Annotated in this window: 8 protein-coding genes; all 8 read left to right on the top strand. The window is 38.5% G+C overall.

The features are described from left to right. Window positions 1-271: 271 nt before the first annotated feature. Window positions 272-3,889 carry a hypothetical protein gene (locus K9N40_05585; protein ID MCF7813926.1) on the top strand — a complete coding sequence of 1,206 codons (3,618 nt, stop codon included), beginning with the start codon at window positions 272-274 and terminating at the stop codon, window positions 3,887-3,889. Further along, a complete protein-coding gene (gene gpmI, locus K9N40_05590) occupies window positions 3,882-5,411 on the top strand; it encodes a 2,3-bisphosphoglycerate-independent phosphoglycerate mutase (protein ID MCF7813927.1) in 1,530 nt (509 codons plus the stop codon). Before K9N40_05585 ends, gpmI begins: the two co-directional genes overlap by 8 nt. A 145-nt stretch (window positions 5,412-5,556) precedes the next feature. Further along, a complete protein-coding gene (locus K9N40_05595; protein ID MCF7813928.1) occupies window positions 5,557-5,961 on the top strand; it encodes a hypothetical protein in 405 nt (134 codons plus the stop codon). A gap of 45 nt (window positions 5,962-6,006) precedes the next feature. After that, window positions 6,007-7,509 (top strand): PDZ domain-containing protein, encoded by a 1,503-nt coding sequence (locus K9N40_05600; GenBank protein MCF7813929.1) that lies wholly within the window; start codon window positions 6,007-6,009, stop codon window positions 7,507-7,509. 286 nt (window positions 7,510-7,795) lie between these two features. Then, the gene (locus tag K9N40_05605; protein MCF7813930.1) at window positions 7,796-8,140 is read left to right on the top strand and encodes a carboxymuconolactone decarboxylase family protein; all 345 of its coding nucleotides are present in this window, start codon (window positions 7,796-7,798) and stop codon (window positions 8,138-8,140) included. A 99-nt stretch (window positions 8,141-8,239) separates the two neighbouring features. Continuing rightward, window positions 8,240-8,494 carry a hypothetical protein gene (locus K9N40_05610; protein ID MCF7813931.1) on the top strand — a complete coding sequence of 85 codons (255 nt, stop codon included), beginning with the start codon at window positions 8,240-8,242 and terminating at the stop codon, window positions 8,492-8,494. A 5-nt stretch (window positions 8,495-8,499) separates the two neighbouring features. Beyond that, window positions 8,500-11,622, top strand: a complete 3,123-nt coding sequence (ileS, locus tag K9N40_05615; GenBank protein ID MCF7813932.1) for an isoleucine--tRNA ligase — start codon at window positions 8,500-8,502, stop codon at window positions 11,620-11,622. Between the two features lie 233 nt (window positions 11,623-11,855). After that, window positions 11,856-13,097 carry a DUF1015 family protein gene (locus tag K9N40_05620; protein ID MCF7813933.1) on the top strand — a complete coding sequence of 414 codons (1,242 nt, stop codon included), beginning with the start codon at window positions 11,856-11,858 and terminating at the stop codon, window positions 13,095-13,097. Window positions 13,098-13,192 lie beyond the last annotated feature (95 nt).

The raw sequence follows: 13,192 nt of genomic DNA on the forward strand, positions 1-13,192 counted from the left end.
ATTATTCATTTTCCACCTCCATGGAGCAAGGTGAAAAATGAATTTACGATTTCAAATCGAAAAATATTTTTTATGCCATTTTACCCACTTATAATCTGCGTCTTCACGATTTCATACTGTCTTTAACTGGACAGCAGTGGTAAAATAAATGAAATAACTGCTTCTAAATTTTTTATATTTATTATTTTATGCCGATTTCCTCAATATTTTTGTTGCTTCATATACTAATGATTATAGTTTTGTATGAGTATAAAAGGAGAGGCGTAATATAATGAGAAAAATTTTGATAGTACTAATTATCATTTTTAGTTGTATATTGAATGCTGAAATATTCAATTATGAAGACAGCTGGAATGAAACTGGATTTAGAATTCTTGAAAACACAGATAGTAAAATAAAATTGAATTATTCAATTCAAAATTTTGAATTATCTGATTTTATTTTAAAAGGTGAGACTACAAAAGTGATTCCACTTCCGGGAGTATTCTTGCCAAATGATGCGGGAATGCCAAACTTGCCGGGGAGCAGTCGTTATCTTGCAATTCCACAGAATTCAAAAGTGGAGATCAGCAATATAAATTTTCGTAAAGAAACTATTTCCAATATAGAAATTGCCCCTGCACCACGCATTCCTCTGGATACAGAAGATGGTCCGCTTGAATATACGAAAAATGAGCAAGTATACAATTCAGATTCATTTTATCCTGAAAGTTTTATTCAAATATCCAAGCCTTCGAAAATTCGTGGGATAGATGTTTTGATGCTGGGAATTACTCCATTTCAATACAATCCCGTAACCAAAGAATTGATAGTTTATCGAGATATCGAAGTTGAAATATCAATAATCGGAGGAAATGGTCAAATTGGAGAAGATCGACTCCGTAGTCGCTGGTGGGATAACATTCTTTACGATTCTGTTTTGAATTCGGATGTTATTCCAGAAGTGGATTATAATAATAGAGAAGTTTATCGAGATGGTGCCGAATATCTTATCATCTGCCCCAATGATCCTGATTTTTTAGCCTGGGCAGATTCCATCAAAACCTTCCGCCAGAAACAGGGAATTTCCACGATGATCGTTACTACAACCGAAGTCGGCGGAAATACTGTTTCGGCAATAGAAAATTACGTGAATAATGCCTATAATAATTGGACAACTCCTCCGGCTGCTGTACTGCTGCTGGGCGATTATGGAACAGTAGGAAACACTGTAGTTTCTCCTATTTGGAATAGCTACTGTGTTTCAGATAATATTTTTGCAGATGTAAATGGCAATAATATGCCAGATATTGTTTTTGCCAGGATGACTGCTCAAAATGAAATTCAACTTCAAACAATGATCACAAAATTCCTGAATTACGAAAGAAATCCACCTACCGATCCCAATTTTTATGATCATCCGATTACTGCTTTAGGTTGGCAAACCGAGCGTTGGTTTCAAATATGCTCAGAAGTTGTTGGAGGTTATTTTAGAGAAGTTCATGGAAAGAATCCTGTTAGAATCAATGCAATTTATTCTGGAACTCCAGGATCAACATGGTCAACTGCTACAAATACATCAACAGTAGTAAATTATTTTGGACCTTCCGGAGTTGGCTACATTCCAGCGACACCAGCAGAGCTCGGAGGTTGGAGCGGAGGCACAGCTTCAGATGTAGTAAATGCCATCAACAATGGCTCATTCATTTTGCAACATCGAGATCATGGATATGAACAAGGATGGGGAGAACCATCATTTAATTCATCAAGTATCGACAACTTAACGAATACTGATTTATCATTTATTTTTTCAATTAACTGTCTTACTGGAAAATATAACATGTCAGGTGAATGTTTTACTGAGAAATTTCATCGTTATACTTACAATGGAGAAAACTCTGGTGCACTTGGACTTATTGCAGCCTCCGAAGTATCATATTCTTTTGTGAACGATGTTTACGTTTGGGGCATGTCCGATAATATGTGGCCGGATTTTATGCCGTCTTATGGTACAACTCCAGATTCCAGAGATGTACTTCCGGCCTTTGGCAATGCGGCTGGAAAATATTTCTTAGCACAATCTTCCTGGCCATATAATACAAACAATAAAGAAGTAACTTACCATCTTTTCCATCATCACGGAGATGCATTTTCCACAGTCTATTCTGAAGTTCCACAGAATATTTCTGTATCACATTATTCTACTATTCCAATAGGATCAACATCTTTTAACGTTACAGCCGATGAAGGTTCATTTATAGCTCTTACAATTGATGGTGAGATCTTGGGAACAGCTGATGGTACAGGTTCTCAGGTTTCGATTTCTATACCTGCAATTGGCGACAGCGATGTTCTTTTTGTAACTATTACCAAACAAAATTATTATCGGTATGAAGCAGAAATTCAAACAGTAAATCCAGCTGATATCACAGTCAGTCCAACCTCAATTTCAGAAAATTTGACTCCAGATCAGCAATCACAAAGAACACTTTCCATCAGTAATGACGGACAAGCAGGATCGATTCTGTATTATGAAATATTAATCAATAGTGATGCTGAACGTAATATTAAGAATCTATCAAGTCTTACAAAAGTTCAATTATCAAATCCTTTAAATGTCAATTCCATTGTACCAGTTAAGCTGGAATCGGTAACTTCTACAGATGCTACAACTCTCAAATATCATGATGGGCTGGCTTATATTGTTGGATTTACTAATCCTGGAGATATTAATTGTGCTGCAAGATTTACTTCAACAGAATTATCATCTTATTATACTAGTAACGAAATTACTCAAGTTAAAATGGTGATATATACTTCTGATTTTACAAATTGTACAGTCAAAGTATGGGAAGGAGGACATTCTGGTAATCCGGGACCTTTAGTTTATTCTCAAGATATTACTGGCTCAGTAAACATTGGTGGATGGACATCACATACATTATCGACTCCGATACAATTAATCTCAGGAAATGAGTATTGGGTTGGTTATTCATTAAATTATTCAGGTTCAGGTAATCCTTTCGGTGCAGATGATGGTCCTTTAGTTGTTGATAAGGGTGGTTGGTATCAGTACAATATAGGGTCTTGGGCACAAATAACATCTAGTAATCTTAACTGGTGTATTGAGTTTGTAGTTGAAGAATCCTTTGCTAATCTTACTCTCACCTCTCCCAATGGTGCTGAAGTCTGGGCAGCTGGAACATCACAAAATATTACCTGGAATCACAGCGGAGCGGCACTTGCCAATGTGAAGCTGGAATATTCGGTAGATAACGGTACAAGTTACACAGACATAATTTCATCGACTCCAAATGATGGCAGTTACAGTTGGAATGTAGCTGATGTGAATTCATCTAATTGTCTTATTCGAATCAGCGATCCGAATGATCCTGATATTAATGATGTTTCCAATGCTAATTTCAGAATTTATGGCCCGGTAGATTGGTTGACTATAAATAGTTCGAGTGGATCTTTGAATCAGGGAGAAACTGATGGTTTGATCTTGGATTTTGATACAACTGGACTGTCAACAGGAACTTACAATGCAAATATTGAAATTTCCAGTAACGATCAGGATGAGCCATTAATCAACGTTCCTGTATCGCTTATAGTTTCACCTTCTCAGGCTGCAACTCCCACTGGAATTGCTATTTCTATAGATGAGAGCAATTCCATTTTAAGTTGGAATGTTGTCGCAGATGCCCAGGTTTACAAAATTTATGCAGCAGATTCTCCCGATGGAACCTTCCAGTTAATGGGAACTTCTACAACTATTTCTTATGATATTTCTACTATAACTGATTCCAAAAAATTCTTTTATGTAACTGCGGATAATGAAGCTGCCACAGATGTAATAACCACAGATAATGAAAATTTTAAAAAGAAAATAAGGAAAAATAATGAATAAAGCTCTACTTTTGATCTTAGATGGATTCGGCATCAACGAATCAGATTACGGCAATGCCATAAAAGCTGCTAAGACACCGAACTACGATACATTTTATGCTGAAAATCCCCACAGCCAGCTTAATGCTTCTGGTTTGAATGTTGGTCTTTTGAAAGGCGATATGGGAAATTCGGAAGTTGGACATCTGAACATCGGTGCCGGAAGAGTGGTTTACCAGCTCAACAGCCTCATCATGAAGTCCATCGAAGATGGAGATTTCTACCAGAATTCTGTTCTGCTTTCAGCTATCGAGCAGGCAAAGAAAAATACCAGCAAGCTGCATTTGATGGGACTGCTTTCCGATGGCAATGTGCATACAAATATCGATCATCTCTGGGCACTCCTGAAGCTCTGTAAACAGGAAGGAATGGATCAGGTTTATTATCATGCTTTCATGGATGGACGCGACACTCTTCCCCATTCCGGAATAGACTTCATGCAGCAGTTTCTGGAAAAATCCACAGAAATTGGAATTGGCAGGATCGCGACTATTTCCGGTCGTTATTATGCCATGGATCGTGATAATCGCTGGGACAGGATCGAAAAAGCTTACGATGCAATCGTGAATGGAAAAGGAGAAGAATATTCCGATCCGATAGAAGCAATTCAAGGTAGTTATGATGAAGAAATTACCGATGAATTTATAATTCCAAAAGTGATGATCGAAAATGGTGAACCAGTTGCCAGGATCGAAGAAAACGATGCTGTGATCGCTTTTAATTTTCGGGCAGACAGGATGCGTCAAATTACACGAGCTTTGAAGATACCTGATTTTGATAAGTTTGAAAGAACAGAATTCAACAATTTAAAATTCGTAAGTATCAGTGAATATGATATAGAATTCAACGATTATATCGATGTGGCTTATCACTTGAAAAAAATGGATAATATTCTGGGCAAAATTATTTCCGTTAAAGGGCTGAATCAATTGCGCCTGGCGGAAACTGAAAAATATGCTCATGTAACTTTCTTTTTTAACGGCGGAGTAGAAAAACCATTCCCAAAAGAAGATAGAATTCTGGTTAATTCACCCCAAGTTGCCACTTACGATCTGCAGCCGGAAATGAGTGCATACGAAGTGTGTGATAAACTTATTGATGCAATCAGAAGCGAGAAGTATGACTTGATCATCACTAATTTTGCAAACTGCGATATGGTCGGTCACACGGGTGTTTTTGAAGCTGCAGTAAAAGCTGTGGAAACTGTAGATAAATGTCTGAACAAGATCATTCCAGCCGCCCGGGAAAATGGTTTTAATATTCTACTGACAGCCGATCATGGCAACGCCGAAAAAATGCTGGATGAAGAAGGCAGAATTTTTACGGCACACAGTAAAAATCCAGTGCCATTCGTGGTACATTCTCAAAAGAAGAAAATAGAAAAAATTCAAAATGGAATTTTAGCTGATATCGCTCCCACGATTTTAAATTTGATGGAAATCGAAAAACCGAAGGAAATGACCGGCAATAGTTTGATAGAGTGAAAAAGCCTTGAAAGGATTTCCATCAGAGAAATTCTTTCAATTCGATCCTTTCAAGGGTTAAAAAATTAAGCATAGAACCTTGAAAAGGTTGAGCGGGAAGAAAAACCTTATAAACCTTTTCAAGGTAAAAGAATGAGGAGTTGACATGAAAAGTGTTGATCGCATTGATATCAAAAAGAAGTGGCCGATCCCGACGTCAGTAAAACTTTTTTTAATGTTGGCAGTAATTCTGGGAATCTGGGGACGCAGCTGCTGGCTCAAAACCAAAGACTCTAATATCAAGATTTCAAATATTGAAGTTGTGGAAGCCACCAAAGTAACTGCCGATATTGAATTCAATGTGGCAAATCGCGCGACAGTAGCTTTAAAAAAATCTTTTCTTATCAAGATCATCGATAAAGAAGATCAGCTTGTAGCCAGCAAAATTGCCCAGATCGAATTACAACCCAAATCCAAAAAACGCTACCTTAAAATTCTGCAGAAATTTAACGTTCCACTGATGAACGGTAAAGACGACATTAAAGAAGTTACAGTAGAAGTTTATAAATAAAAATATTGTCATGGTCAGCGAAGTCGAACCATGAAGAGGTAAACTATGAAAAATATTTTAATGTTTTTTATTTTAATAATTTCCATCAATCTATTTTCCCAAAATTTTGAAGATTTAAATGAGCTTTCTGCAAAAGAAACATTTCAATATCTCTCTAATTGGAATGAATTCGATCAACCAGTGAAAACAGGAATTCTGGTAAAAGATTCGATTGCCGTAAATGATACTTTGATTGCGCCTTTTGCCTACTATATTCCTTCCAACTACAAAGCAACTGAAAGATCTCCGCTTTTCGTTTATCTGCATGGTGGTGTGGGAATTCCGGAATTTTACCCGATTGAAGATCTTTCTACTGACGATGAATTTGCTGCATTTGCCGAAGAAAATAATATGCTGGCTCTTTTCCCTTCTGCAAACATGTACTGTATGTGGTGGGATGTGATTGGTGCCGAAAATATTTTGAATCAGATCAAACTAATGAAACGAAAATTCAATGTAGATGATGATAGAGTTTTTGTTTCCGGTATTTCTGATGGAGGTTCCGGTTCTTTCCATTTGGCAATGACAAGACCCGATGCTTTTGCATCTTTCTATCCAATCATTGGAATGCTGAGTGTAGGTAATCTGGAAAATGGCATGCACTCATTTCCAACAAATATGAAAAATCGTTTTGTTTCGGCCGTAAATAATAACAATGATGGACTTTATCCAACTAAAAAAATGAGAAAATTGATGAATATTGCCCAGGAAGCTGGAGCAGATCTTTTTTACAAAGAAATCTGGGGACCTGGTCATGAAGTACCGTATTTGGAAAATCATCTTAAACTCATGAAATCTCAAATGCACAAACATCCTCGAGATGCCTTCCAACCGGAACTTTTCTGGGAGGTTGCTGAACCGGAATTCAGCAAAAGCGACTGGCTGGAAATTACCCAGATCGATACACTACAAGATGTAAAAGAATGGCACGAAATTTACAACGTAAAACTTACCGATAATCGTATGATGTTCGGCTTCAATCATGACCAAGAATATGAAGGAATGGGAACTAAGATTACAAATATAGTAGAAAATTCTGCTGCCGAAGATGCCGGATTACAAGTTGCTGACATCATCATCGGTATGGATGGAAAAGAAGCTGCAAATATTGATAGTCTGGTTACCTGGCGTGATGCCAAACAGCGGGGCGATGAATTTTCTTTGACTGTTCTGCGAGACGGAGAGGAAGTTGTGCTGAAAGGTAGATTTCCCCGTCCGACTGAGTATGATGCTTTCCGTTTTTCTAAAGCATCAGGAGCTGTAAAAGCTCGTTATTACGGAAATATCTTCGAAATTGAAACATCACGCGTTAAAGAAATTGCTCTATATTTCCATCCCGAAATGATCAACCTGGAAATTCCGGTGATCGTGAATATAAATGGACAAAAAGTTTTTCATGATACAATTGATTTTGATAAAGATTTAATGATCCAGAATTATCAAAAGTGCTTCGATCGTAAAGCACTGTGGATAAATAAATTAACTTTGAATGTTCCAGAGGAAGTATAATTAAGATTCTTACTAAGAACAACGTGAATGATAAGTCAACCCCTTCGCAAAGCTATGTCTTGGCAGGCCCAGTGGAATTGGAAAAAAACCAGCAGCAAAGCTGCATTCCACAGGGCAGGCAGAATGACAAATAAAAAAACGCCGTCATCCTGACGTACCTGTTAGCATTACTGAGGAAGGAACTCGTGAAAGTTCTTGCAGCTTAACTTCACGAATAGCAATTGAGATTCTTCCTGAGAACAACGTGCAAGATACGTCAGAATGACGGTTCAATAAAGGAGACAAAATGCCTTCCAAAAAAGTAGATGAATTCAATAAAGAAAGAGAACGATTGAACGAGCTTGTTCTAAAATATTCCGATAAAGAAATTAAACGATTTTTCAGTCTGGATGGACAGATTTATCGTGATGATGTTTTATCTTCCAGAACCAAAGAGATGCTGGGCTTGGTTTCATCACTGGTTCTGCGCTGTGATGACTGCATCAAATATCATCTCGGCAAATGTCATGAAAAAGGAATTTCAACTGAAGAGATCGAAGAAGTTTTTTCCGTGGGATTGCTCGTGGGCGGATCCATCACGATTCCCCACATTCGTCGTGCTTTTGAATATTGGGAAGAATTAAACAAATAGAACTTTTCAATTAACAACAAATTTTTGCTAACCCATTTAATATTGACACATATACATATATTAGAAGTTTTGAGCCAGTTTTAAATAATGAGGAAATTTATGTTTAAATTAGATGAAAAGCATTTAGAAAAAGCTAAGGAGTTTGCGGCACGTAACAGAAAAAAGAAGTCGTGTGGAAATTGTTACGACCGCGGTTATATTGGAGTTACTCCCGAAAACACATTAGCATTGTGTCATAAATGTGTGGACATGGAAAAAGCTCTGGAAGACTGGAAAAATTATGTAGCAGAAATTCCGGAATTGAAAGAGCAATACCAGGAACTTTTTGAAGATGAAAATGATAATCAGGAGTAACAAAAATGTATAAAACTATAGATATGAAAGAGAAATCCGCTGATCTGGAAAAACAGGTCAGAGAATATTGGATAAAGAAGAACATAGCGCAGAAAAGCGAAGATTTCAGGGAAGGCTCAGATAAATTTGTTTTTTTTGAAGGACCTCCTACAGCCAACGGAATGCCGGGAATTCATCACGTGATGAGCCGTACCCAGAAAGATACAGTCTGCCGCTATAAAACAATGAAAGGTTTTCAGGTAAAACGAAAAGCCGGCTGGGATACACACGGACTGCCAGTGGAAATCGAAGTGGAAAAACAACTTGGTCTGAAAGATAAAAAAGAAGTCGAAGAATACGGACTTGAGAAATTTAATAAAAAATGCCAAGAATCGGTGTTTTCCTACGAAAAAGAATGGCGTGAAATGACCAAAGAAATGGGTTATTGGATAAATCTGGATGATCCTTACATTACGCTGAAAAATGATTATATCGAAACCGTCTGGTGGATTTTGAACGATTTCTACAAAAAAGGCCTGATCTATAAAGGGCATAAAATCGTTCCTTACTGCCCCAGTTGTGGAACGCCGCTTTCCAGCCATGAAGTAGCTCAAGGTTACAGGGAAACAGAAGATCCTTCTGTGTTTGTTAAATTTAAAGCCAAAGCTTGGGAAAATACCTATTTCCTGGCCTGGACTACAACTCCCTGGACGTTAATTTCAAACGTAGCTCTGGTAGTTCATCCTACTGAAACTTATGTAAAAGTGAAACATCACGCTGAATTTCTGATTCTGGCAAAAGCACGTTTGGATGTGTTGGATGACGAATATGAGATTGTGGAAGAATTTGCCGGAAAAGATTTGGAATATAAAGATTACGAACAGCTTTTTCCATTTGTAAATCCAGATAAGAAAGCTTTCTTCATAGGATTGGCAGATTACGTGACAATGGAAGATGGAACCGGTGTTGTTCACACAGCTCCGGCATTTGGTCAGGATGACTACGAACTTGGTCAGAAGTATGATCTTCCCGTAATTCAGCCAGTAGATGAAGCAGGAAAGTTTAAAGATGTAATTTCAGATTGGAAAGGTGAATTCGTGAAAGATGCCGATAAAGGCATCATCAAAAATATGAATCAGCGCGGCGTGCTTTACAAGCGTAAACAGATCGTGCACAGTTATCCGTTCTGCTGGCGCTGCGACAGTCCGCTCATCTATTACGCTCGTTCCAGCTGGTACATCAAAACCAGTGAATACAAACAGCAGATGATCGAAAATAATAAGCAGATCAAATGGTATCCGCCATTTGTAGGTGAAAAACGTTTTGGTGAATGGTTGGAAAACAACGTTGACTGGGCAATTTCCAGAAATCGTTTTTGGGGAACTCCGCTCAATATCTGGGTTTGCCAGGAATGCGGTGAATTCGAAAGTGCAGGATCTATAGAAGAACTGAGAGAAAAAGGCGTTTTGAAAAATGGTGAGGCTGTTCCCGAAGATATTGAACTTCACCGTCCTTACGTGGATGAGATCGAAATGAAATGCAAATGCGGTGGTAAAATGCTGCGTACACCGGAAGTTATTGATTGCTGGTTCGACAGCGGTTCGATGCCGTTCGCTCAGTGGCATTATCCGTTTGAAAATAAAGAAAGATTCGAAAAAGAACTTTTCCCGGCAGATTTTATCAGTGAAGGAATCGATCAGACTCGCGGCTGGTTCTATTCACTTCTGGCAATTTCCACGATGCTGACTGGAAAATCCTCTTACAAAGCTTGCCTTGTAAATGATCTGATCCTGGACAAAAAAGGCCAGAAGATGAGCAAGAGCAAAGGCAATTCTGTAAATCCGATAAAATTGATGGATGAATTTGGTGCTGATGCAATTCGCTGGTATCTGCTGGCTGTCAGCCCCCCCTGGATTCCCACTAAATTTGATGAAAACGGCGTTAAAGAGATCGTGAATAAATTCTTCGGCACCCTGAAGAATGTTTATTCCTTTTACGTTACTTATGCCAATATCGACAAATTCGATGCTTCCAAATATGAACTTTCAGAGCAGAAGAGTTCCGAGATAGATAAATGGATCATGTCTCGCTTGAATTCTGTAACTAGAGATGTAACAAAGAATTTCGATAACTTTGATTTGACCAAAGCTGTGCGATCTATTCAGGGCTTTGTTATCGATGATCTTAGCAACTGGTATGTTCGCCGCAGTCGTCGTCGTTATTGGGAATTGGAACTTACAGAAGATAAAATAGATGCTTATCTCACACTTTATCAGGTACTTGTTTCCGTCACGAAATTAATGGCTCCGGTTGCTCCATTTCTGGCAGAAGAGATTTTCACGAATCTTACCGGAAAAGAAAGTGTTCATCTGGAAGACTTCCCCACTTCCAACCAGAAAGTAGTTTTACCCAAGTTGGAAGAAGAAATGCAGACTGTTATTGATCTGGTTTCTCTAGGTCGTGCAGCTCGAAATACCTGTCAGATCAAGGTTCGCCAAACTTTAGGTGCACTTTACATTCCGGCAAAATATCATCATCTGGTTCAGAGAATGGAAAGCTTGATCAAAGAAGAAATAAACGTGAAAGAAATAAAATACATCCAGGAAAAAGATGATTTCGTAAAGTACGAATTCAAGCCGAACTTTAAGGTGATGGGACCAAAATACGGCAAACATATGAAACGCATCGCTGCTGCTTTACAGGAAATGGATGCAGATCATATCGTGGAAATTCTGCACCAGGGAAAAGATTACTTCCTGGAAGTAGACGGCAGTTCATTCAAGCTTACTGAAGAAGATTTGATCATTTCCATCAAAGATAAAGAAGGCTTCGTATTTGAAACAAATAAAGATCTTTACGTTGCTTTGGATACTCATCTTACACCGGAACTGATCCAGGAAGGATTGGCCCGGGAGTTGGTTAATAAAATCCAATATACCCGCAAAGAATCAGGTTTGGAGATCATGGATCGCATCAAGGTTTTCTATTGTGGCGATAATGAAGTCGATGCTGTGTTCTCAAAATTTGCGGATTACATTCAAAATGAAACTCTTACCAATTCCTGCCATCGAGTTACAGAACGTCATGAAGATGGAACAACCTGGGATGTTAATGGCAAGGAAGTGTGGCTGGCAGTAACAAAAGATTAAAAAAAAAACCTTGAAAGGATTTCATTCAGAGAAATTTTTTCAGGTCGATCCTTTCAATGGTTGGTGATGTGAAACTCTGAAAAGCTCTCTTCTGCAAATTCTTGCACTGGAGACTTTCTGAGTTGAATGTAGAAAAACCTTGAAAAGGTTCAGCAGGAAGAAAAGCCTTTTAAACCTATTCAAGGTTAAATAAAAAGAAATAATTAAAAATATAGATCAGGAGAATTTGAAAAATGGCAAAAATCAAAGCTTTCAAAGGTGTGAGACCGGCAGCAGATAAAATCAAAGACGTTGCCTCTCCACCTTACGACGTTTTAAATTCGGAAGAAGCCAGAGAGCAAGTGAAAGGCAAACCGTACAGCTTTCTGCATGTGGTAAAACCGGAAGTTGATCTTCCGTTGGAAACCGATCATTATGACGAATCGGTTTATCAGAAAGGTCGGGAAAATCTCTACAAATTCATCAAAGACGGAGTTTTGATCCAGGATAAAAAGCCGTGTTTTTATCTTTATCGTCTCATCATGGGAGATATCGATGAGATCGGTTTAGTTGCAGGTGCTTCTATCGAAGATTACGAAAATGATATTATCAAAAAACATGAACACACCAGGGCTGTAAAAGAAGCAGACCGCATCAAACACGTGGATACTTTAAATGCCAATACCGGTCCTGTTTTCCTCACCTACAAAGCTCGTGAAGATATGAACAATCTGGTAGCTGAACTCATCAAGAATGACCCGACTTACAACATAGAAACAGATGATGGAATTAAACATATTTTCTGGAAAATCGCTTCTGATGAAGTTATCGAAAAGATCACAAAAATTTTCGCAGACATCGATTTTCTGTATGTAGCCGATGGTCATCATCGTTCTGCCAGCGGCACCAAGGTCGGTCAGCAGCGAAGAGCTGCCAATCCCAATCATACCGGAGAAGAGGAATATAATTACTTCCTGTCTGTGATCTTCCCGCACGATCAGCTTTACATCATGGATTACAACCGCGTTGTGAAAGATCTGAACGAACTTAGCAGTGAAGATTTCCTGGCAAAAGTAGAAGAGAAGTTCGAAATCGAAAAGATTGGAGATGAAGAATACAAACCTTCAGAGCTTCACACTTTTGGAATGTACTTGGATGGCAATTGGTACAAACTTACTGCAAAAGAAGGAACTTTTCCCGCTGGAGATCCGGTAAAATCTCTGGATGTTTCCATTTTGCAGGAAAACCTTTTACATCCTATATTGGCAATCGGCGATCCCCGTAAAGATGAAAGAATAGATTTTGTAGGTGGAATTCGCGGTCTGGGCGAACTCAGCCGAAGAGTCGATGCTGGTGAAGCTGTTGCTTTTGCCATGTTCCCAACTTCCATCGAACAGCTGATGGCAATCGCCGACGCCGGCGAAGTGATGCCGCCCAAATCTACCTGGTTCGAACCTAAACTTCGTTCCGGAATTATCGTCCATTTGCTGGATTAATAATATTTTTTGCAGAAAGGGCGGTTTGAAAAAGTCGCCCTTTTTTATATATTGCAGCAAGAGCTGCGGAAGTCCGGCGTTACGCAGCAGAAGCT

The organism is Candidatus Cloacimonadota bacterium (assembly GCA_021734245.1).
Classification (GTDB): Bacteria; Cloacimonadota; Cloacimonadia; order Cloacimonadales; family TCS61; genus B137-G9.

Bases quoted from the DNA above. Each gene is read 5' to 3' on its own strand.
- K9N40_05585 (MCF7813926.1), top strand. From the start codon at position 272: ATGAGAAAAATTTTGATAGTACTAATTATCATTTTTAGTTGTATATTG.
- gpmI (MCF7813927.1), top strand. From the start codon at position 3,882: ATGAATAAAGCTCTACTTTTGATCTTAGATGGATTCGGCATCAACGAA.
- K9N40_05595 (MCF7813928.1), top strand. From the start codon at position 5,557: ATGAAAAGTGTTGATCGCATTGATATCAAAAAGAAGTGGCCGATCCCG.
- K9N40_05600 (MCF7813929.1), top strand. From the start codon at position 6,007: ATGAAAAATATTTTAATGTTTTTTATTTTAATAATTTCCATCAATCTA.
- K9N40_05605 (MCF7813930.1), top strand. From the start codon at position 7,796: ATGCCTTCCAAAAAAGTAGATGAATTCAATAAAGAAAGAGAACGATTG.
- K9N40_05610 (MCF7813931.1), top strand. From the start codon at position 8,240: ATGTTTAAATTAGATGAAAAGCATTTAGAAAAAGCTAAGGAGTTTGCG.
- ileS (MCF7813932.1), top strand. From the start codon at position 8,500: ATGTATAAAACTATAGATATGAAAGAGAAATCCGCTGATCTGGAAAAA.
- K9N40_05620 (MCF7813933.1), top strand. From the start codon at position 11,856: ATGGCAAAAATCAAAGCTTTCAAAGGTGTGAGACCGGCAGCAGATAAA.